The following is a 20997-nucleotide window of genomic DNA, read 5'->3' on the forward strand; positions in this document are numbered from 1 at the left end:
ATCTCGACAGGAGGGCGGGGGAGCTGGTCAGAGTTCCGGGGCGTTGAAGGTGTCGCCCTGGTTGATGTCGCCGGTCTGAAGGCCCTTGGTGAACCAGCGGACGCGCTGCTCGGACGTGCCGTGGGTGAACGAGTCGGGGACGGCGTAGCCCTGGGCCTGCTTCTGCAGGGCGTCGTCGCCGATGGCCGTGGCGGCGCGGAGGCCGGACTCGATGTCGCCGCTCTCCAGGACGTGGCGCTTCTTCTCGATGTGATGCGCCCAGACCCCGGCCAGGAAGTCGGCCTGCAGCTCCAACATGACGGAGAGCTGGTTGGCCTCGGCCTTGCTCGCCTGCTGCTGGGCGCGCGAGATCTTGTCGCTGATCCCCAGCAGGTGCTGGACGTGGTGGCCGACCTCGTGGGCGATGACGTAGGCCTGGGCGAACTCGCCGGGGGCCTTGAATTTCGTCTCCAACTCCTCGTAAAAGGTCAGGTCGATGTAAACCTTCTGGTCGCCGGGGCAGTAGAACGGCCCGACCGCGGAGCTGGCGAACCCGCAGCCCTCGGTCCCCACCTGGCCGGAGAAGAGGACGAGGGTCGGCTCCTGGTACTCGCGGCCGATCTTGGCGAACTGCTCGTTCCAGACGTCCTCGGTCATGCCCATCAGGGTGCGGACGAATTGGCCCTGCCGCTGTTCTTCCGGGGTCAGCTCTCGCTCGCGTTGCTGCGGCTGGGCCGCCCCGCCGGGCGCGCCCCCCTGGAAGATCTGCATCAGGGGCCGCGGGTCGATCCCCAGAAATGCGGCGAGCAGGATCACGATCAGGGTCCCGATCCCGCCGCCCACCGCCGCCGTCGAGAGGCCGCGACGATCCTCGACGTTCTCACTCTCACGTCCGCCTTGCCAACGCATGGGCCGTCTCCCGGAGATTCCGCATCGAATGGTCGCCCTCGGTCCCGACGCGCTGAAGGCGCGCGATCTTCATGGACAAAGGGTATTTGCGGGAGCTAGGGTAGGCAAGGGCCGTGCCGGATCCCCTCGGAGAAACCGATCCGCGAGGCCGGCGGGCCGAAACCTCAGGGGGTCGGCTCCAGCCGGCGGCACTCGATCCAGCCGATCGAGCCGGCGTGGGGGCCCTCGGCGATCCGGACGCGGGCGTCGTCGCCGTCGACGGCCAGGATCTCGACCCGCGTCCCGGCCGGGAGGGCGACGTCCTCGTCCTTCGCGGCCGCCCGCGACGCGCGGCCGGTCGACCGGGCCGAGGCCGGCGGGGCGACGGGGAGCCTCACGACGACGTCCGGAGCGTCCCCCGCCCCGGCCAGCTTCGCCTCGCCCCCCACGCGGAGGTCCCACAGGCCGGCGGCGCCGGGAGTCGGCCCGCAGCCGGCCGCCGCGACGAGGAGGAGCGGGAGGGCGAGGGGCAGGAGGCGGCCGACGCTCATGGCCGAGGCCCTCAGTACGATCCGGACGAGACGACCTCGCCGCCGGCGAGGCTCGCAAGCGCCCGCCAGACCGGGAGGGAGACGGAGTCCTTCACGAACCCGACGTGACCGTCGGCGAGGAGGGCGTGGACTCCGCCGGGGTGCCGGCTCCTCGCGGCGACGTCGAGCGAGAGCTGATGCCAGGCCGGGTCGCTCTTGTCGCTATGGGGCAGGCCGCCGCGGCAGTCGACCCGGTCGTCGTTGGGCCGCCGGCGGTGGTTGTACAGGCTATGGCCGGGGGCCCCGTAGTGCCACTTGCTCCCGCGCGTCACCTGGAAGCCGGGGGGCGAGGCGACCAGGCAAAGCGCGGCGTAGTCGGCGTCCGAGGTGATCGGCGGCCCGATCGTCTTGTTGTCCCCCGTGATCACGAAGCCGTTGAGCCGGTCGGCCGCGAAGCCGATCCCGGGGACCGAGCGGATCGACTCGCCGATCGCGACGGTGTTCGACAGGCCGTCGCCGACCGCGGCCAGGCGCACCGCGACGTTCTCCGAGAACAGGCCGTCGGGCCGGACCGCGATCGCCGCGCCCGAGGCGTCGACCGGGGCCTGCGTCACCGGATGGAGGCCGCCCACGCACGCCGGGTAGTTGTGCATCCCGTAATGGTCCTGGGCGCGCCGGGCCGGGCCGGGGTCGCTCGGGCAGAGGAACGGGGCGATGAAGACGGCCCCGGCGGTGGTGTTGGCCGGGTCGAGATCGGGCGCGAGGTCGAAGTTGAACGCGTTGGCGACCGGCGACAGGTCGAGCTGCGGGAGCAGCTGGGAGTAGGTCCCCCAGGTGTTCCCCCGGCCGGCGACGTGGCTGTTGACCCTTCCGGGCGGGAAGACGCCGTGGGCCGAGGCGTAATGGTGCAGCGCCAGGCCGATCTGCTTCAGGTTGTTGGAGCACTGGACCCGCCGGCCCGCCTCCCGCGCCGACTGGACGGCCGGCAGCAGCAGGGCGATCAGCACCCCGATGATCGCGATCGCGACCAGTAGTTCGATCAGCGTGAAGGCCCGCCCGATGCGTATGTCTCTCATGGCGTCCCCCGCTCCCCCGGCCCCGTCGCTCGTCCCGCTCAAGGCCGATTGTAATAGGGCCGGGCCTCGTCGCAAGCCTTCCGCGTGCGGGCGGGGCCTGCATTTCGGCCCGGCTGTTCTGGCCCGGGCCGGGGCCGGCCGGTAGTCTATTCCGGTGGCGGATCGTGGTCGATCCCCCGCCTCTCCGATGGTGCAGCGGCGGGCTTCCGCGCCGGAGGCCCCGTTCTCATGGTCCCTTGAGGAGCCTTGCATGAAGAGTCTGATCTGCGGAGCGAGCCTGGCGGCCCTGGTCCTGATCGCCGGCCTCTCGGCCGCGCGCGTCGACGCCGCGGCCGACGAAGCGGCCAGCATCGAAGTGGTGATGAAGAAGCTGTTCGCCGGCAAGAACTCGCCGAACAACACGCTGAAGGCCGCCGCCAAGGCCGGCTCGCCCGACTGGGCGAAGGTCAAGGAGGCGTCCGACGTCTTCGCCAAGTATGCCCCGGCCCTCGCCGCGAACCAGCCCCCGAAGGGCGACAAGGCCTCGTGGGACAAGCTGACCAAGGCCCTCGCCGAGCACGCCGAATCGCTCGGTACGGCCGTCGACAAGAAGGACGTGGACGGCTTCAAGGCCGCCACCAAGAGCATCGGCGGCTCCTGCAAGGCCTGCCACGAGGCCCATCAGCCCGACTGACACCCCCGCCCCGGCCCCACCCCGGCCGCCGTCGCGCCCCACCGCGGCGGCGGCCCCGCCCCGTATGCGAGACGCCGACTCCCATGCAGCACCCGTTGATCGCCGCCAAGGCCTCGCGGTTCACCGACAGCGTCATCCGCGGCATGTCGATCGAGGCCCGCCGCCACGACGCCGTCAATCTCGCCCAGGGCATGCCCGACTTCGCCGCCCCCCAGGCCCTCAAGGACGCAGCCTGCCGCGCCATCCAGGACGACGTCAACCAGTACGCGATCACCTGGGGCGCGCACGAACTTCGGCGGGCGATCGCCGAGCACGCCGCCTGGCACCTGGGCCTGGACGTCGATCCTGAGGCCGAGATCACGGTCACCTGCGGCAGCACCGAGGCCATGCTCGTCGCCCTGCTCTCGATCATCAACCCCGGCGACGAGGTGATCCTGACGCAGCCCTTCTACGAGAACTACTGGCCCGACTGCGTGCTGGCCGGCGCCTCGCCCCGCTTCTTCCCCGTCCGCCCCCCGGACTGGAAGTTCGACCCCGACGAGCTGGCCGCCGCCTTCAACGACCGCACCAAGGCGATCGTCCTCTGCAACCCGAACAACCCCACGGGGGCCGTGTTCACCCGCGAGGAGCTGGAGGCCGTCGCCGCCCTCTGCCGCAAGTGGGACGTGATCGCGATCACCGACGAGATCTACGAGCACATCCTCTACGACGGCCGACAGCACGTCGCCCTCGCGGCGCTCGACGGGATGAAGGAACGCTCGGTGGTCGTGGGCGGGATGTCCAAGACCTACTCCGTCACCGGCTGGCGGATCGGCACGATCCTCGCCCCGCCCCACCTGACGAAGACCTTCCGCCAGGTCCACGACTTCGTCTCGATCGGCGCGGCGGCCCCGCTGCAAGAGGCCGGCGCGGTCGCCTACCGCCTCCCCCGGTCCTACTACGACGACCTCGCCGCCGCCTACCAGGCCCGCCGCGACCGCTTCTGCAAGGCCCTCTGGGAAGTCGGCTTCGAGTTCGAGGCCCCCCAGGGCGCCTACTACGTCATGGCCGGCATCACCCCCTTCGGCGCGACCGACGACGTCGCGTTCGCCGGCAAGCTCGTCCGCGAGATCGGCGTGGCGACCGTCCCCGGCTCCAGCTTCTTCCAGGACAAGGACCTCGGCCGCTCCTACGTCCGCTTCTGCTTCTGCAAGCGCGAGGAGACGCTCGACGAGGCCGCCCGGAGGCTGCGGGTGCTGCGGGTCGTCGTCTGACGGAGGTTGCTGGGTTCCGAGGAGCCGGGGAGGGATGGAGACGAACACCTCGTCCGTCCCGGCGACGACGGCGACCGGCACCGAGGCGTGCCTGTCCCCGCCTTCCTCGGACGCGGCCGGTCGGCCGCATCCCCACATCCGAGCCGCTTGGCGGATCAAACTCCGTTCGTCCCACGCACCTTTTCGCGGTTCGGCGCCTGATCAATCCCGACGTCCCGGCAATTCCGCGCGACCGGCGTGTCGTCCGCGATCGAATGCTACGCCTCGGCTTCAACTTCGCAAGGGACGAATCTCGAGGCCTTCGAGTCGCCCTTAACCGCTGCAACCCGCAAAGTTCGGACGTCTGAAATGCTGACGCGAAAATCCTCGGCTTCCCCTCAAGATTCATGCCATACAATAGAAGCAGAGAGACGTGCAGCGGATCGACGAGCGGCTCCGTCATGCCCTAGGATTCAACACCCCGGCCTGGCCGCCAGGCCCATCGAGATCGACCCCACCATGATCGGGCGTCTGAAGGCTCCCATCATCCTCGCCCACGGTCTGTTCGGGTTCACGCGGATCGGCTTCGGCCCGCTGACCCTGACGTCGTACTTCCGGGGCATCCCGCAAATCCTCCGCGACGCGGGCAACCGCGTGCTGACCACGCGCGTGCACCCGATCGCGTCGATCGACTTCCGGGCCCAGCGGCTGGGATACCGCATCGACACCTACTTTCCGGACGAGCCGGTGCACGTCATCGGCCACAGCATGGGGGGGCTCGACGCGCGTCGGCTGCTCGCCGAGCCCGGCTGGAGCGACCGCATCCTGAGCCTGACGACGATCGCCACGCCCCACATGGGGTCGACCATCGCCGACTTCGCCAAGCTCAAGGCCGGCCGGATCTATCGCCTGCTGAACGTCATGGGGATCGACTACCGGGGCTGCCTCGACATCACCCGCCAGGCCTCGCGACGATTCCGCCGCAAGTACGGGACGCTCGCCGACGTCCCCTGCTTCAGCATCGCCGGGGATCCCGACCCGGGCGACGTGGCCTGGCCCCTGCGTCGGCTCCACGAGGCGCTCGCCGAGATGGAAGGCCCGAACGACGGCCTGGTCTCGGTCGAGTCGGCCATGGCGTTCGGCGAGCCGCTCGACCCCTGGCCGCTCGACCACCTCCGGCAGATGAACTGGCTGACCCACGGCAGGACCGACGCCGAGGCGCGGGACGTCCCCGCTTACTACGGCCGCATCATCGAGAACCTGATCGCCCACGGGTTCGGCGCCGACGCCGAAGCGGACGCCGCGGCGGTCGTTTCGGTCCCGTCCTCGGCCCGCTGATCGCCGCCCGTCGGCCTTCGAAACGCGAAACCCCCGGCCCGGGACGACGTCCGGGGCCGGGGGTTTTCGGTTGGAGCGGCCGGGCCCTCGCTCAACGCATGGCGAAGCGGCGGAAGCTCATGGCCGAGGCGTTCGGGAAACCGTTGGTCCGGCCGTTCTTCCGCGACGCGGCCGTCGTCTCGAACGCGTCGATGGTCTCGAGCGCCTCGACGAACGTGGCGGACGTCGCGGTCGAGGGGCTCGCCGCGAACGAGGAGGCGGACTGGGCCGGGACGCCGACCGTCGTCGACGCGAACGACGAGGCGGCGGCGGGGTTGACCTGGAACTCGAAGACGCCGGTGGAGGCGGCGAAGAGTTCGGGGTTGCCGAGGTAGACGAACTGGAAGAAGTGGGCCCCTGCGGCCAGGGCGGTGGTCGTGAAGCTGGCCGAGGCCACCCCGTTGGCGACGGTGAGCTGGGGGAAGGCGATCGGCTGGCCGCGGTCGAGGATCATGACGCCGCCGGCGAGGTTGGAGACGTTGCCCGCGGCCCCGAGGACGGCGGTGAGCGTGACCGGCTGGCCGACGGTGGAGGGCTGGGAGGGGACCGCGGCGGTCAGCGAGGAGGTGCCCCGGACGACCAGGACGGTGGCGGTGGCCTGGGCGTCGCCGAAGGTCGGGTCGTTGGCGCCGCCGTAGGTGGCCGTCGCGGTGTAGGTGCCGAGGGCGAGGACCGGGATGTTGGAGAAGACGGCCCGGCCGTTGACCAGGGTGCCGCTGAAGTTGACCGGGCCGATGTTGAGCGAGACGGTACCGCCGTTGGGCGTGCCCGAGCCGGGCACGGCCGCCGAGGCGTCGACCGTGATCGTCAGCGGGTCGCCGATCCGCCTCGGGTTCACGCTCGGCGAGACCGTCAGCGCCGTGCTCGCCCTCACGACGGTCAGCGTGGAGGGGGCGCTCGTCTCGCTCGTCCCCTGGAGGTTCGTGAAGACCACGCGATAGCGTTTGCCGGAGTCGGCCAGGCTCGGGATGAGCGTGTACCAGGCCTGGTTCGCGCCCACGATGTTCGTCCAGGCATTCCCGTCAGGGCTCACCTGCCACTGGGCGAAGCTGGTCGAGGCGGACGTCGGCGCGGCAGTGAAGGTCACCGGCGACCCGGCGGTCGCCGTCTTGTTCCCCGGATTGACGAGGAACAGGCCGGGGCCCGGCGTCGCGCTCGCGACCGGGCCGGCGGGCGAGGCGATCGCCGGGGGCGGGGTCGAGGTCGAGGCCGAACTCGTCGGCGCGGGCGTGCTGGAGGCGGCGGCGGGGTTGACCTGGAACTCGAAGACGCCGGTGGAGGCGGCGAAGAGTTCGGGGTTGCCGAGGTAGACGAACTGGAAGAAGTGGGCCCCTGCGGCCAGGGCGGTGGTCGTGAAGCTGGCCGAGGCCACCCCGTTGGCGACGGTGAGCTGGGGGAAGGCGATCGGCTGGCCGCGGTCGAGGATCATGACGCCGCCGGCGAGGTTGGAGACGTTGCCCGCGGCCCCGAGGACGGCGGTGAGCGTGACCGGCTGGCCGACGGTGGAGGGCTGGGAGGGGACCGCGGCGGTCAGCGAGGAGGTGCCCCGGACGACCAGGACGGTGGCGGTGGCCTGGGCGTCGCCGAAGGTCGGGTCGTTGGCGCCGCCGTAGGTGGCCGTCGCGGTGTAGGTGCCGAGGGCGAGGACCGGGATGTTGGAGAAGACGGCCCGGCCGTTGACCAGGGTGCCGCTGAAGTTGACCGGGCCGATGTTGAGCGAGACGGTACCGCCGTTGGGCGTGCCCGAGCCGGGCACGGCCGCCGAGGCGTCGACCGTGATCGTCAGCGGGTCGCCGATCTGCCTCGGGTTCACGCTGGCCGTCACGAGGAGCGACGTGCTCGCCTTGGCCACGGTCAGCGTGGCCGGGACGGTGACGGCGGTGGCGCCCGTTCCGTCGGAGAAGACCGCCCGGTAACGCTTGCCCGAGTCGGCCAGGGTCGGGGTCAGGGTGTACCACGTCCGCGTGGCGCCGCCGATGTTGGACCAGGCGACGCCGTCGGGGCTCACCTGCCACTGGACGGTGCGGCCGGGGAGGCCCGTGGAGGCGGCGGTGAACGTGGTCGCCACGCCGATCGTCGCCGTCCGACTGGACGGCGAGGAGGCGACCGCGAGCGTCGGCTGCTGGTAGAAGAAGTACGACGCGCCTTGGAAGAAGAAGGTGCTGACCGTCTTGTTGGGGACGCCGGCGAGTATCGTGGAGCCGTCGGAGCTGAGGGCGACGCTCAGGCCGAACTCGTCGTTGGCCGCGCCGTCGGACGCCGAGAGCTTCGCCGTCTGGGTGAAGGTCCCTCCCGTCCGGGACAGCATGTAGACGGCCCCCTGGCGGGAGTTGGCGCCCACCGTGGCGAAGTTGGCCGAGATCGCCGCCGTCAGGCCGTCGGCGCTCAGGGCGACGGCGGCGCCGTAGCCGTTCAAGGCACCGCCGTCGGAGGCGGTCAGCTTCTGCGACTGGGCCCAGCCCGCCGCCAGGCGGAAGTAGGCGTAGGCGGAGCCCTGGTCGGCGTTCCCGCCCACGTCGCCGTAGGGGGCGCCGGCGATGGCGATCGAGCCGTCGTAGTTGGTGGTCACCGAGGTCCCGAAGCCGTCGTTGGCCGCGCCGTCGGAGGCGACGAGCTTCGCCCCGCCGCCCGAGGCGTAGACGTACATCGCCCCTTGCTGGGCCCGGCCGGAGACCGACGCGCCGGGCGCCCCGACCACCACCGTCGTCCCGTCGCCGCTGATGGCGGTCGAGAAGCCGAACAGGGCCCCGGCCGCGCCGTCGCCGGCGGTCAGCTTGGCGCCCTGCGACCAGGTGGAGCCCGTCTTGCCGAAGACGTAGACCGCCCCCTGGTTCCCGCCCACGCCGACCGCCCCCGACGCGATCACCGCGCCGTCGGCGCTGATCGACGTGGAGTATCCGAGCCCGTCCCCGGCGGCGCCGTCGGCGGCCGTGACCTTCTGGACCTCGGTCCAGCTCGACCCGCTCCCGGTGAAGACGTAGAGCGCGCCCCGGCCCGCGTTCCCGCCGACCTCGGCGGCCCGCGCCCCCACCACGATGGTGCCGCCGTCGGCGGCGATGGCCGTCGCGGCACCGAAGTCGTCCCCCTGGGCCCCGTCGGACGGGAGCAGGCGGGCGCGCTGCGTCCAGGACGAGCCGGACCGGCTGAAGACATACGCCGAGCCCGGGATCGACAGCGACGAGACCTCCGTGCTGCGGGCGCCGATCACGGCCAGGGAGCCGCTCGCGGCCAGCGAGACCGACGAGCCGAAGAACTGCACGCTGCCCGAGACCGAGCCGACGACCTTGGCTTGCTGGACGTACGGGTCGACCACCAGCGGATACTGGGCCCCGGCGTCGTCCACCCGGATCGAGAGCGTCTGGCCCGCGTCGGCGGTCGTCACCGTCATCGTCGCGGGGAAGGCCGCGCCGGTCGCGTCATAGGCGATCAGGCCGCCGTAGACGAGCGAAGCGGAGCCGTCGGCCCGGGCGAGCGTCGCGCTCGTCCCGCCGGCGTCGGCGGCGGCGATCAGGCTGCCTCCCAGGTCCAGGTCGATGGTGAGCGGCCCGCCGGCCGCCGCGCCCGCCGGCCGCTCCGCCAGGGTGAAGCCCTGCTGGAGCCCGAGCGGGCCGTTGACGAACCACTGGGTGACGCCGCCGTAGTCGTACTCGACGCGGTTCGCCGCGGCCGTCGCCGTCGCCGCGCCCAGCGGGCGGGTCGCCGACCCGTAGCCGATCCCCGCGACGCTCAGCGACCACGCGTCGCCGTCGGCCCACACCCGCAGGCCGCCAGCGTCCACGTAGGCCGAGTAGGCGTTGGTCGCGTTCGCCAGCACGTAGCCGGCGCCCGAGGGCGCCGGCGCGTAAGACGGATCGGCGGAGCCCAGCGCCTCGGAGGCCGCGTACTGCAGGCCCAGCGGCAGGTCCGCGTCGCTCGTCGTCGCCGTGACGGTGGAGACGGCCGCCGGCGGCATCGGCCCCGTCGCCCCGATCGCCGACCAGGCCCCCGCCGCCGGGGCCAGGCGGTCTTCCAGGAGCTCCCGTTCCGGCCGTCGGGCGCGGCGGCGCCTCGCCTCGGAGGCGCGGACGGAGTCCCTCGAAACGGCCGGTCGCGGCTGCGGAGCACGTCTGCGATCGAAGATCATTAGGGCGATTCCCGTGGGTGTGCATGGCGAAGGCGGATCGCGGCGCCGCCCCGGCTCCGGGGCCGCGGAGGGTCGAGCTGTCGGTCCCAGGCGTGGTTCACGACCGGAGAGAGACGCGTGCGAGGCTTTCGCAATCTAGCATCCTTTGAACTCCCGGTTCCACCCAGATCGTTCGGTGACTTCGCGCCGCGTGTCCGAACTCCCTGAAAATGCACGCTTCGCGACCTGGCGATCCTAATTCGTCCACTCCCGACGGCCGCCGAACGCTTAATCAGACTTGGTGTCGCGTTGACCTTTCGCAACGGAAGGTGCCGAAGCGTCTCGGGGCCGCATCACCCCGGGCGATCGCGACGGGGTTGCGACCGCCCCACGGCCTGCCTCATAGTGGGGGGACGGCCCCCGGCGGCGAGGGCGACGAAACCTCAGGAGCGTCCCGCGATGGCACGTCTTCCCGGCATGAATCGGCGCGATTGGATGAAGACGACGACGGCGGCGGGCCTGGCCTCGGGCGTCGCGACCGCCCGCGCGGCCGCCCCCGCCGACCCCGACCGCATCCGGGCCGAGAACGCCAGGCCCGGCACGCGGGACTGGATGAACACCAACGTCCGCGTCGATCCCAAGACGAACTTCCGATCCCCCGCGATCGAGGGCTACGTCTCCCACACCAGCATCCGGCCCGGCGAGACCCTGACCTTCCACGTCAGCACCAATCCGGCCTCGCGGTTCACCATCGAGCTGTACCGCATGGGCTTCTACCAGGGCCACGGCGCGCGGCTGGCGGAGAAGCTGGGGAGCTTCGCCGGGCAGGTCCAGCCCGACCCCGAGATCGGCCCGATGCGGCTCCGCGAGTGCCTGTGGGAGCCCTGCGCCTCCTTCAAGATCCCGGAGGACTGGGTCAGCGGCGTGTATCTCGGCAAGCTGACGGCCGAGCGCGAAGGGCTCCAGAGCTACGTCGTCTTCGTCGTCCGCGACGACCGGAAGGCCGACTATCTCTTCCAGGTCTCCGACAACACCTGGAACGCTTACAACCGATGGCCCTCGCAGTTCGCCCTCTACGACGACGGCAAGAAGAACTGGTATTGGGGCCCGGACGTCCAGACGAGCTTCGACCGCCCCTACGGCAAGTACTGCCAGATCTTCGACGCGCCGCTGTCGGTGGGGTCGGGCGAGTGGCTCCTGTGGGAGTTCCCCCTGGCCTTCTGGATGGAGGAGCACGGCTACGACGTGACCTACATCTCGAACATCGACACCCACCTCGACCCCGAGGGGCTCCGTCGCGCGAAGGGCTGGATCTCGATCGGCCACGACGAATACTGGTCGCTGGAGATGTTCGAGAACGTGAAGAAGGCCCGCGACGACGGCCTGAACCTGGCCTTCCTCTCCGGCAACAGCATCTGCGGCGTCGTCGACATCCACCCGTCCAGCGACGGCCGCCCCGGCCGGATCATCGAGCGCGTCGGACGATTCGGCGCCCCTCGCAAGGAAGAACTGGAACAGGGGTTCCCCGAGGAGGCCCTCTTCAAGAAGAACGGCCCCAACGAGGCCACCCTGATCGGCGCGCAGAGCACTTTCCCCGTCACCGGCGGCGGCGACTGGACCTGCCGCAAGCCCGACCACTGGCTCTTCCGGGGGACGGGCATGAAAGAGGGCGATTCGGCCGGCGGCCTGGTCGGCTGGGAATGGCACGGCGAGCCCTGGGACATCCCCGGCCTGGAGATCGTCGCCAGCGGGCCGACCAAGAGCCCCCGCGGCGAGGGCGTCTACACGGCCACGATCTACCCCGGACCCAAGAACAACTTCGTGTTCAACGCCTCGACCATCTGGTGGGCCACCGGCCTGTCGAGCCCCCCCGGCTTCATCATGCCCGACGTCTACACCCGCCCCCAGGGGGTCGATCCCCGCATTCAGCGGATCACCACGAACCTGCTGGAACGCCTGCGCGGCACGCCCTGAGCCCGATGCCTCGCCCCTCCACGCGCCCGCCCCACCAGCCGGGCGTTCCCCCATCCACCTCGACCGGCGGCCTCCATGCCTCGAATCCTCCTCGCCTCGTCCGCATTGCTCCTCGTGGGCCTCTTCGCCGGTCCGGCCGCCCGTTCGGAAGAGTGGAGCAAGCCCGCGCCGCTCCGCCCCGGCGACGTGATCCGGTTCGTCGCCCCGGCCGGGCCGGTCTCCGCGGTGGAGGTCCGGCGTTGCCGCGAGCTGTTCGAGGCCAGGGGGTACAAGGTCGTCGTCCCCGAGAACATCGAGCGGCGCTACCTCTACCTCGACGGCACCGACGACGAGCGGGCGGCCGAGTTGAACGAGGCCTTCCGCGACCCCGACGCCCGCGCCGTGTTCGCCTGCCGGGGCGGCTACGGGCTGACCCGGATCCTCGACCGGCTCGACTACGAGGCGCTGGCGAAGCACCCGAAGATCATCCTCGGCTTCTCCGACCTCACGGCGCTCCACCTGGCGATCGGCGCGAAGTGTCGGCTGGTGACCTTCCACGGCCCGATGCCTCTGGCCGCTCTCAACAAGGAGGACGGCGAGCGGAAGTACGCGAACGACCTCCTCTGGCGGGTCCTCCGCACCGGGACCTACGCCGACGACCCCGCGCTCGACCTGACGGTCCCGGCCCCGTCGCCGTCCGAGAAGCCCAGGAGGCTCGCGCCCGGCAAGGCGTCCGGGCGGTTGACCGGCGGGAATCTCTCGCTGGTCGCGGCGACGGTCGGCACGCCCTACCAGATCGAGACGAAGGGCCGCATCTTGTTCCTCGAAGACACGCACGAGGCCGCCTACCGGGTCGACCGCATGCTCAGCCAGATGCGCCTGGCCGGGCTGCTCGACGGCCTCGCCGGCGTCGTCCTGGGGGCGTTCGACGGCGCGGAAGAGGTGGAACTGGCGGCCGTCTTCCGCGACTACTTCGCCGACAGGGGTTATCCGGTCCTCGCCGGATTCCCCGTCGGCCACATCCCCCACAACGCCGTCCTCCCTTACGGCGTGCCCTCCGAGATCGACGCCGAGGCCGGGACGCTCCGGCTCCTGGAATCGCCCCTGGCCGGGGAATGAGCCGGAGGTCCGCCGGCCTGCGGGACCGGATCAGGCTCGGCCCCGCATCACGGGCGGCCGACGCAGCGCGAGCCTCGCCAGCCGCTCCGCACGGGACGCCCGTTGCGCGGCCCAAGCCATGACGACCGGGGCCGTCGCAGGCACCACCTGGGCGCTCGTCGAGACCGGGGCGGTCACGACCTGGCCCAGGTGGTCCGACTGGCTCGTCGCGAAGCCGTCAGCGCCCAGGTAGACCGCCGTGATCAGATAGCCGCCGGGCGCGTCGAAACGGGCTTCGAGCGTCGCCCGGCCGCTCGCGTCGATCGGCCGTTCCGCGATCGCGTCCAGGCCGAGGTAGAAGCGGACCCGCCCCGAGGTCGGCCGGGGCGCACCGGCCGGGCCGGCGACCTGCGCGCCGAAGGCCAGCGCCTGGCCGACTCCGGCCGGGCTGGCCGTGGAGGTCAGGACGGTCGACGTGGCGAGGGGAGACGAGGCCGACGCGGCGACGGCCAGGGTGATGGGAGCGGCCTGGCTCCCCCAGAGGTCGGCCGACTCGGGGAACGTCGCCGACACGCTGTAGACGCCGGGGACCAGGGCGGAGGTCCTGAGCGTCGCGCGGCCGTCGGCGCCGATCGGAGCATAGGCGACCAGCGCCCCGCCAATGTAAAAGGAGATGAGCCCCGAGGTCGGCCCGCCCCCGCCGTCCGCCCGGGCGACGGTCGCCGTGAAGGTCACCTCGCGGCCCGCGACGCTCGAACCCGCGTCGGCGGTCACCGTGGTGACGGTGGCCGGCTTGGGTGACACCGGGAGCGGCTCGACGCGCTGGGCGAGCCCGGTCGACTGACCCGGCTGGTAGTTTTCCGACCCCAGGTAGACGGCGGTGATCGTGTAGCTCCCCGGCATGAGCGCGGAGGTCGTCAGCCGGGCCCTGCCGAGGGAATCCACGGGGGACGTGGCGACCAGCCGATCGCCGACGTAGAACTGGACCGTCCCCGAGGTGACGAGGTTCCCCACCCTGGGCTCGCTCACGGTGGCCGTGAGGACGACCTCTTGGCCGGCGTCGGAGACCGGGTCGGAGGAGGACACCGACACGTTCGTCGGCGACTTCCAGATGCCGATGTAGGCCGTCGCCGTAGCCGGGCGCCAGTTGCCGTTCGCGTCGGAGAAGAGGAAGGTCACCTTGTTCGTCCCCACGGCCAGGTCGGTGAACTGGACCGAGCCCGGAGCACCCTGCACGATGCTGGTCGTCCGCTCGCGGACTTTACCGTGGTCGTCTTCGATGAGGACCCGCACGTCGCCGCTCACCGGGTAGTACGAATCGACGCCGACCGAGACGCGGTAGGTGACGGTCGCGCCGAACGTCGCGAGCGTCCCGGCCTCGGTGTAGACGTTCAACTCGATGGGGGCCGGAGTCGTGTCGAAGACCAGGGGCTGGGCGACCGACGGCTCGAACCAGTCGTCGCCCAGGTATCGGGCCTCGATCACGTTGCCTTCGCGCTCGAAGGCATAACTGTTGAAGCCGGAGCCGGTGAACTCGAGGAAGGTGTCGACCCGGCCGACCCCCTGCTTCCAGTGCCCGGGATGCTCGAAGTAGACGAGGCCGGTCGGGCGGATCGGGGGGGATCCGTTCCAGGGCGTCCAGGCGATGGCCCCCGTCAGAAGGATCGGCTGGCCGAAGTAGGGATCGGCGACGTCCTTGGAGAGGGTGAGGGAGGTCACGGCCCGCAGGACCGAGTGCGACAGCGTCCCGCTCGACGCGACGAAGACCGGGTCGAAGCTTCCGTCGTAGCTGGCTACCGCCTGGACGGCACCCGGCGCGAACGTCCCCGCGGGGGCCACGAACGTCGCGACGCCGTCGACCAGCGGCCGCGTGGCGGTGAACGTGCCGGCCCGAAAGGTCACGGAGCCCCCGCCCGGCGTCCGCGGGGTCGAGCCGTCCGTCGCCACCCGGACGGTGAACGTCGCGTCCTCGTTCCACCGGGTCGGGTCCGCTGAGACGGTGACGATCGGCGTCGCCTTCGCGACCGTCAACAAGGCGGCGCGGGTGGCGAGGGTCGTGCCGCCGCCGTCGGTGAAGACGGCCCGGTAGAGGTGCCCCGAGTCCGCCAGGGTCGGGACGAACGTGAGCCAGGGACTCGTCGCCTGCGGGACGTCGGCCCAGGTCGCGCCGGCGTCGGCGCTCACCTGCCACTGGGTCGCGATCGAATCGGCCCCGGCCGCGGCGGCCGAGAACGTGATGGGCGAGAAGGGGCGGCCCACCTGGTCCACGGGATCGGTCGCCACCTCGAGGCCGTCGGGCAGGTGGTAGACGAAGACGGCGCCTTGATCCGTGGAGGCGCCGTCGTCGGCGTTCGGCGACGAGACGACGATGGTCCTGCCGCGAATCGTCGCACCCATGCCGAAACGGTCGAGGGCTTTGCCGGCGGGGTCGGCGAACCGGCCCACCTGCTCCCACGTCGCCCCCGTCCTGGAGAAGACGTAAGCGGCCCCCGCGGGCACGCCCTCGGTCGACTTTCGCTGAGGGGCGCCGAGGAAAGCCGTCAGGCCATCAGGGCTGAGCGCGACCCAATCGCCGTAAACGTCGCCCGGTGCGGGCTCGGGATCGATCAACTCGGCGGATCGGCTCCAGGTCGATCCTGATTTGGTGTAGACGACCCCGGCGTCGATCGGCCCGGCTTCGCCTTCCGTCCGCTCACGGGCGAGGAGCACCGAGCCGTCGCCGTTGACCGCGACCCTCAGGCCGGTGGTGACCCCTGGCGTCGCGCTCAGCGTGGCCGTGTGATTCCAGCCGCTTTCCGACCTCTCGTAGACGTAGATCGCTCCCCGACCGACCCCTCCCGCGGTGCGATAAGCCGAACCGAGGACCAGCAGCCGGCCGTCGCCGCTCAGCGCGGCCGGCTCGCCGAGCCAATCACCAGGCGACCCGTCGGGCGCCAGGATCGGGGGCTCCATCGCGTACACTCCGTTCACCCGCGAGAAGACGTAGGCTGCACCTGCCGCGGAATTGAAGAAAGCCGCCCCGCCCGCGACGACGCCCCCGTCGTCGCTGATCGACAGCCAGCCGCCGAACCCGTAGCTGGCCTCGAGCGTGATCGTCTGCGACAAGTTCCAGCCGGACTCGGACCGCGAGTAGATATGGAGCGACGCCCCCCCGGTCGCCCACTCGCCCACGCGGGACGTGACCGCGAGGGTGCTCCCGTCGCCGCTGATCGCGACGCCCTGGCCGAACCGATGGCCCGGGACTCCCTCCGGCATCGCGAGCCTGGCGGTCTCGGTCCAGACCCGATCGCCTCGCGTATAGACGTAGACAGCCCCCGGCATGGAGTCCTCCCCGGGCGCGCCGATCGCCAAGGTCTCGCCGTCGGACGTCAGCGACATGCCCCACCCGTAGTTCAGCTCGTCGCCGGCGACAGGAGAGGTGAGCCTGGCCTCCTGGACGTAGGTGCTGGTCGCCGGCGACGAGAATTGCGCCGGCGGCAGCGAACCGCCCGCCAGAGCCGACCACCCGGCCCCCGAGTCCAGGACCAGCCGGCCCTCCAACAGCTCGGGACACGGCCGGAGCGAAGGGCGGCGACGAGGGCCGACTCGGCGGGGCTTCGAGGCGGGCGCGGCGGCGGGGCTCGCGCCCGCGTTCCAGTGGACGATCATGCAGCATCCCTGATGTCGAGAGGGGTCGCGGCTCGGGGTCCATTCCGGGTCGGATTCTCGTCGAGCCCGTCGGGACTATTATGCAACCATGCCGGGCGTCGTCCAGGGGATCGCGGGCACGTTTCCGAATTCCATCGGAATGCCCTTCGGGCCTCCCGATCAGGCCTCGGCCGGCTCCGCGCCGGGGGGGGCGATCTTGTCGAGGAGGACGGCGACGGTCATGTCGCCGAGGACGTTCGAGGTGGTCCGGCAGCGGTCCAGGAACCAGTCGATCGTCAGGAGGATGGGGATCTTGTCGGCCGGCAGGCGGACGGCGGCGAAGATCAGGGGCATGGTCACGAAGCTCCCTGAGGGGATGCCGCCGGCCCCGACGCTGGCGACGAGGGTCGTCATCACGACGAGGATCTGGTCGGTCAGGCTCAGCGTGAAGCCGAGCGCCTGGGCCATGAAGAGCGCGGCGGTCGCCTGGTAGAGCGCCGTGCCGTCGTTGTTGAAATTGGTCCCGATGCACGCGCAGAGCTGGCTGGACTGCCGCGAGACGCCCATGCGCCCCAGCGACTTCAGCGTGATCGGGATGGTGGCCGCCGTGCTCGCGGTGCTGAAGGTGTTGGCCATCACGTCGGCCGCCCCCCCCAGGAAACGCAGGGGGGACATCCGGGCGAAGACCGCCATCTGGAGCAGGTACCAGCAGACCTGGCAGCCCAGCCCGAGGACCACCACCAGGATCAGCCAGATCAGGGACAGGAAGATCCGCATGCCGTCGGGCTGGCCGACGCGCGACGCCACCACGCCCAGCACCGCGAAGGGGACGAGCGCCACCACCCACAAAAGGACCTTCATCAGCAGCTCGAAGCCGATGGAGAGCAGGTTCACGACCGTCTGGAACTCCTCCCTGCCGGCCTCGCGGTGGGCGTTGCGGATCTTGACCAGGCCGATGCCCAGGGCCAGCGTCAGGACGACGAGCTGGGCGATGTTGTTGGTGGCGAACGCCTCGCCGATGCTGCGCGGGATCAGCTCCACGACCAGCTCGCTCGCCGACTTCTGCGCGATCGGGGCCGCCGAGCCCCCCGCGTCGCCGAGCGACGCCCCCAGCCCCGGCCGGATCAGGTTCGACAGGCCCAGGCCGATCAGCATGGCGACGATCGTGTTGATCAGGTACAGGAACATCATCATCGCGCCCTGCCGGCCCCGGATGTCGTTCGTGACGATCGCGTGGAGGATCGCCATGACGACCAGCGGGGCGGCGAGCGCCGTGAGGGCCCGCATGATGAGGTTGGGGAGCAGTTCGAGCGCCCGGGCCCCTTCGCCCCAGGCCAGCCCGATCGGGATCGCGATCCCCACCGCCATGACGACCCAGACGTAGAGCGGCAGCCCGCCCGGCCGGCTTTCGGGCTCGTCCTCGACCGGCGGGGCCCCGAACATCGGGTCGAGGTTCGGGTCCGTGAAGGGCTCGGGCGGGGCGTCGAAGTCGTTCTCGCTCGGCATCGGGGGCTCCGGGAAGGCGGGTCGGCGCCAGGGGGCTGGCGGGTCTCGTCCGAAGGAGAGGACCGACGATTATGCCCTTTCGCCGGCGTGATCGCGAGGGCGCGACGTTCCCCCTTCGTCCCCTACGGCTTCTCGACCGGCTCCCCGTCCTCGTCGACGTGGCGGACCGCCGCGGCGTCGGGGAGCTTCCGAAGCTCGGGCTCGATGACGGCCCGCTCGCCGACGATCACCGTGGTCATGGAGTCGGGCTTCAGGTAGTCGTCGGCCATCCTCCGGATCTGATCGAGCTTCACCGCCTCGATGCGGCGGAGGTAGGTCGCCAGGTGATCGTCGGGGAGGTCGTAGGCGGCGATCGCGGAGAGCTGGTCGGCCACGTCGAACGTGCTCTCGAAGCGACCGGGGAAGCCGTAGGCGGTGCGTCGCTTGGCGGATTCGACCTCGATCTCCGTGATCGGGCTCGGCCCGTGCAGGTCGGCCAGCTCGCGGCGGATCTCCAGGAGCGACTCTCGGGTGACGTCCGTCTGGACCGAGCCCCGGACCTCGAACCAGCCCGGCGCCCGGAGCGACCGGAACTCCGACCCGACGCCGTAGCTGTAGCCCTTGTCCTCGCGCAGATTCATGTTCAGCCGGCTGGAGAACTGGCCGCCGACGATCGCGTTCAGGACGCCCAGCGCCGGGACCTCGGGCGACTTCCGCTCCACGCCCAGCCGGCCGACCGCCAGCACCGACTGCGCCGCGCCGGGCTTGTCGACCACGAACACGGCGCCGGCGGGCGTCGCCGCGGGGGGCCCGGGCGCGACCTTCGGCGGGGCAGGGCGGGGCTTCCAGCCGCCGAAGCGGGCCTCCAGCGTGGCGGCGATCGCGTCGGGCTCGACGTCGCCGACGACGATCATGGTGGCGGCCGTGGGCGTGAAGTGGGCGTCATGGAAGGCCGCGACGTCCGCGCGGGTGATCGATTCGACCGTCGCCTGCGTCCCGAGTTGGGCCCGTCCGTAGGGATGCGTTCCGCCGAACAGGAGCTTGCGGAACAGGTCCTCGGCCACCTCGTCGGCGGAGTCGCGGCGGGATTCGATGTCGGCCAGGCGGAGGAGCTTGCGGCGGTCGACCTCGTCCTGGGGGAACGTCGGGTTCAGGACCGCGTCGGCGTAGACGTCCAGCGCGCGGTCGCTGTGACGGAGCAGGGCGGTGACCCCCGCCGCGCTCCACTCCAGGCCGCAGGTCAGCTCCAGGCTCGCGCCGATCTCCGCCAGGTCGCCGGCGATCTGGAACGAGTCCCGGGACTTCGTCCCCGCGTCGAGCAGGCCGACCGCGAGCGAGCCGAGCCCTTCCTTGCCCGTCGGCGCGGAGGTCTCGCCGGCGCCGACGACCAGCCGGAAGGTGACGATCGGCAGCTCGCGCCTCGGGACGATCCAGACGGGGAGCCCGTTCGACAGCGTCCGTCGCTCGAACGCGGGCGGCGTGAACTCGGGGGGCGGGCCGACCCCGGGTATCTTCGTCGAGGCCTCTGTCTCGCGGGCCTGCTGCACGGGCTCGAACGGCGAGGCCGGGGCGCGGGGGGCCTCGGCCTCGGCCGGCCGCTCGGGCGCCGGGCCGGGGACCACGTCGAGCCGGATGAAGGCGTCGGTCAGGTACTGGTTCGCCACCCGCTTCACGTCGCCGGGGGTGACGGCGAAGAGGCGTTGCAGCTCGTCGCGATAGCCGAGCGGATCGCCCGAGACCGCCTCGTACAGGCAGAAGACCTCGGCCTTGGTGAGGACGGATTGGAGGCCCAGGATCAGGCCGCTCTCGCGGGCGTTGCGGCTCTTGGCCACCTCTTCGGGCGTCGGCCCGTCGCGTTTGAGGCGTTCGATCTCCTCGCGGGCGATCGCGACGATCTCGTCCAGCCCGCCCCCCGGCGGCGCGAGCAGGTCGACCTCGAAGGTGCCGGCCAGGTTGAGCGTCGGATGCTGAGCGCCGACCTCGGCGGCGAGCCTGCGGTCGTGCATCAGGGCCCGGTAGAGCCGGTTCTCCTTGTCGAGCCCCCCCAGGACCGACGCCAGCACGTCGAGCGCGGGCTCGTCGGGGTGGTGGCTCGGCACGGTCGGCCAGACGAGCTGGGCGCGGGGGAGCGAGACGCGGTCGGTCTGCGTGATCCGCTTCGGCCCGTCCAGCTTCGGCGCCGAGGGCTTCGGGCGCTCGACGGCCGGCCCCTTCGGGATCGGGCCGAACATCTTCTCGATCCAGGTTCTGACCTGGGCCTTGTCGATGTCCCCGGCGACGCAGAGGATCGCGTTGTCGGGGGCGTAGTACGTCCGGAAGAAGGCCGAGACGTCGTCCAGGCTCGCCGCCGACAGGTCGGCCATCGAGCCGACGACCTCGTGTCGGTAGGGATGGCCTTCGGGGTAGAGCGCCCGCCGCAAGGCCTCGTCGGCCATCCCGTACGGGACGTTCTCCACGGACTCCCGTCGCTCGTTCTTGACGACGTCGCGCTGGTTGTCGAGCTTCGCCGGGGTCATCGCCGGGATCAGGAAGCCCATGCGATCGGCTTCGAGCCAGAGCGCCAGCTCGGTCGCGTTGCTGGGGACCGACTCGAAGTAGACCGTGCGGTCTTCGGTGGTGTTGCCGTTGATCTCGGCGCCGAGCTGTTCCAGGGGCTCGAAGTAGTCGCGGTCGTGGTGCTTCGAGCCCTGGAACATCAGGTGCTCGAACAGGTGGGCGAACCCGGTGCGGCCGGGCTTCTCGTCCTTCGAGCCGACCTTGTACCAGAGGTGGACCGCCGCGACGGGCGTCTTGCGGTCCTCGTGGAGCAGCACCGTGAGGCCGTTGGGGAGCGTGTACTTCTCGACGGCGAGCGCCGGGACCTCGTGCTCCCTGGCCGCCGGCGGGGCCTGCTGGGAGCGGGCCGGGGCGGCCCCGAGGCACAGGACCAGGGCGAACGAGGCGCACAGGATGGGCCGCATGACGACGATCCTCGGGG

Annotated in this window: 12 protein-coding genes; 5 read left to right on the plus strand and 7 right to left on the minus strand. The window is 71.3% G+C overall.

Features of this window, described 5'->3' with window-relative positions:
• Positions 1 to 27: 27 nt before the first annotated feature.
• The 3 genes from ypfJ to G6O68_RS14230 all read right to left on the minus strand — a co-directional run bounded on the left by ypfJ (position 28) and on the right by G6O68_RS14230 (position 2473).
• Entirely contained in the window at positions 28 to 888 is an 861-nt protein-coding gene (gene ypfJ / locus G6O68_RS14220) for a KPN_02809 family neutral zinc metallopeptidase (RefSeq protein ID WP_165248845.1), read from the minus strand.
• Positions 889 to 1052: 164 nt separating this feature from the next.
• A complete protein-coding gene (locus G6O68_RS14225) occupies positions 1053 to 1418 on the minus strand; it encodes a hypothetical protein (RefSeq protein WP_165248847.1) in 366 nt (121 codons plus the stop codon).
• Between the two features lie 11 nt (positions 1419 to 1429).
• The gene (locus tag G6O68_RS14230) at positions 1430 to 2473 is read right to left on the minus strand and encodes a DUF1559 domain-containing protein (protein ID WP_165248849.1); all 1044 of its coding nucleotides are present in this window, start codon (positions 2471 to 2473) and stop codon (positions 1430 to 1432) included.
• A 250-nt stretch (positions 2474 to 2723) separates the two neighbouring features.
• On the opposite strand from G6O68_RS14230, the gene G6O68_RS14235 reads away from it, so the two are divergent.
• The 3 genes from G6O68_RS14235 (at position 2724) to G6O68_RS14245 (ending at position 5716) form a co-directional block, all read left to right on the plus strand.
• Positions 2724 to 3146 carry a cytochrome c gene (locus G6O68_RS14235; RefSeq protein ID WP_165248851.1) on the plus strand — a complete coding sequence of 141 codons (423 nt, stop codon included), beginning with the start codon at positions 2724 to 2726 and terminating at the stop codon, positions 3144 to 3146.
• A gap of 83 nt (positions 3147 to 3229) precedes the next feature.
• On the plus strand, positions 3230 to 4399 hold the full coding sequence (locus G6O68_RS14240; RefSeq protein ID WP_165248853.1) for a pyridoxal phosphate-dependent aminotransferase: 1170 nt from the start codon (positions 3230 to 3232) through the stop codon (positions 4397 to 4399).
• Positions 4400 to 4897: 498 nt separating this feature from the next.
• Positions 4898 to 5716 carry an esterase/lipase family protein gene (locus G6O68_RS14245; RefSeq protein ID WP_165248855.1) on the plus strand — a complete coding sequence of 273 codons (819 nt, stop codon included), beginning with the start codon at positions 4898 to 4900 and terminating at the stop codon, positions 5714 to 5716.
• Between the two features lie 91 nt (positions 5717 to 5807).
• Here the strand turns inward: G6O68_RS14245 and G6O68_RS14250 are convergent, their stop codons facing one another.
• Positions 5808 to 9707, minus strand: a complete 3900-nt coding sequence (locus tag G6O68_RS14250; protein WP_165248857.1) for a beta strand repeat-containing protein — start codon at positions 9705 to 9707, stop codon at positions 5808 to 5810.
• Between the two features lie 609 nt (positions 9708 to 10316).
• Here G6O68_RS14250 and G6O68_RS14255 point away from each other — a divergent pair.
• On the plus strand, positions 10317 to 11831 hold the full coding sequence (locus G6O68_RS14255; protein ID WP_165248859.1) for a N,N-dimethylformamidase beta subunit family domain-containing protein: 1515 nt from the start codon (positions 10317 to 10319) through the stop codon (positions 11829 to 11831).
• A 75-nt stretch (positions 11832 to 11906) separates the two neighbouring features.
• Positions 11907 to 12929, plus strand: coding sequence for a S66 peptidase family protein (locus tag G6O68_RS14260; protein ID WP_165248861.1), 1023 nt, complete (start codon positions 11907 to 11909; stop codon positions 12927 to 12929).
• A gap of 30 nt (positions 12930 to 12959) precedes the next feature.
• On the opposite strand, the gene G6O68_RS14265 is transcribed toward G6O68_RS14260, so the two are convergent.
• The 3 genes from G6O68_RS14265 to G6O68_RS14275 all read right to left on the minus strand — a co-directional run bounded on the left by G6O68_RS14265 (position 12960) and on the right by G6O68_RS14275 (position 20980).
• Positions 12960 to 16556, minus strand: coding sequence for an Ig-like domain repeat protein (locus G6O68_RS14265; protein WP_165248863.1), 3597 nt, complete (start codon positions 16554 to 16556; stop codon positions 12960 to 12962).
• 159 nt (positions 16557 to 16715) lie between these two features.
• A complete protein-coding gene (locus G6O68_RS14270) occupies positions 16716 to 18041 on the minus strand; it encodes a dicarboxylate/amino acid:cation symporter (RefSeq protein WP_240911179.1) in 1326 nt (441 codons plus the stop codon).
• A gap of 122 nt (positions 18042 to 18163) precedes the next feature.
• Positions 18164 to 20980, minus strand: coding sequence for a M16 family metallopeptidase (locus G6O68_RS14275; protein WP_165248865.1), 2817 nt, complete (start codon positions 20978 to 20980; stop codon positions 18164 to 18166).
• Positions 20981 to 20997: the final 17 nt, after the last annotated feature.

Source organism: Paludisphaera soli, assembly GCF_011064595.1.
In the GTDB taxonomy this organism is placed as follows: domain Bacteria; phylum Planctomycetota; class Planctomycetia; order Isosphaerales; family Isosphaeraceae; genus Paludisphaera; species Paludisphaera soli.

Excerpts from the sequence above, each read along its gene's own strand:
- ypfJ (WP_165248845.1), bottom strand. The coding sequence starts at position 888 with ATGCGTTGGCAAGGCGGACGTGAGAGTGAGAACGTCGAGGATCGTCGC.
- G6O68_RS14225 (WP_165248847.1), bottom strand. The coding sequence starts at position 1,418 with ATGAGCGTCGGCCGCCTCCTGCCCCTCGCCCTCCCGCTCCTCCTCGTC.
- G6O68_RS14230 (WP_165248849.1), bottom strand. The coding sequence starts at position 2,473 with ATGAGAGACATACGCATCGGGCGGGCCTTCACGCTGATCGAACTACTG.
- G6O68_RS14235 (WP_165248851.1), top strand. The coding sequence starts at position 2,724 with ATGAAGAGTCTGATCTGCGGAGCGAGCCTGGCGGCCCTGGTCCTGATC.
- G6O68_RS14240 (WP_165248853.1), top strand. The coding sequence starts at position 3,230 with ATGCAGCACCCGTTGATCGCCGCCAAGGCCTCGCGGTTCACCGACAGC.
- G6O68_RS14245 (WP_165248855.1), top strand. The coding sequence starts at position 4,898 with ATGATCGGGCGTCTGAAGGCTCCCATCATCCTCGCCCACGGTCTGTTC.
- G6O68_RS14250 (WP_165248857.1), bottom strand. The coding sequence starts at position 9,707 with ATGCCGCCGGCGGCCGTCTCCACCGTCACGGCGACGACGAGCGACGCG.
- G6O68_RS14255 (WP_165248859.1), top strand. The coding sequence starts at position 10,317 with ATGGCACGTCTTCCCGGCATGAATCGGCGCGATTGGATGAAGACGACG.
- G6O68_RS14260 (WP_165248861.1), top strand. The coding sequence starts at position 11,907 with ATGCCTCGAATCCTCCTCGCCTCGTCCGCATTGCTCCTCGTGGGCCTC.
- G6O68_RS14265 (WP_165248863.1), bottom strand. The coding sequence starts at position 16,556 with ATGATCGTCCACTGGAACGCGGGCGCGAGCCCCGCCGCCGCGCCCGCC.
- G6O68_RS14270 (WP_240911179.1), bottom strand. The coding sequence starts at position 18,041 with ATGCCGAGCGAGAACGACTTCGACGCCCCGCCCGAGCCCTTCACGGAC.
- G6O68_RS14275 (WP_165248865.1), bottom strand. The coding sequence starts at position 20,980 with ATGCGGCCCATCCTGTGCGCCTCGTTCGCCCTGGTCCTGTGCCTCGGG.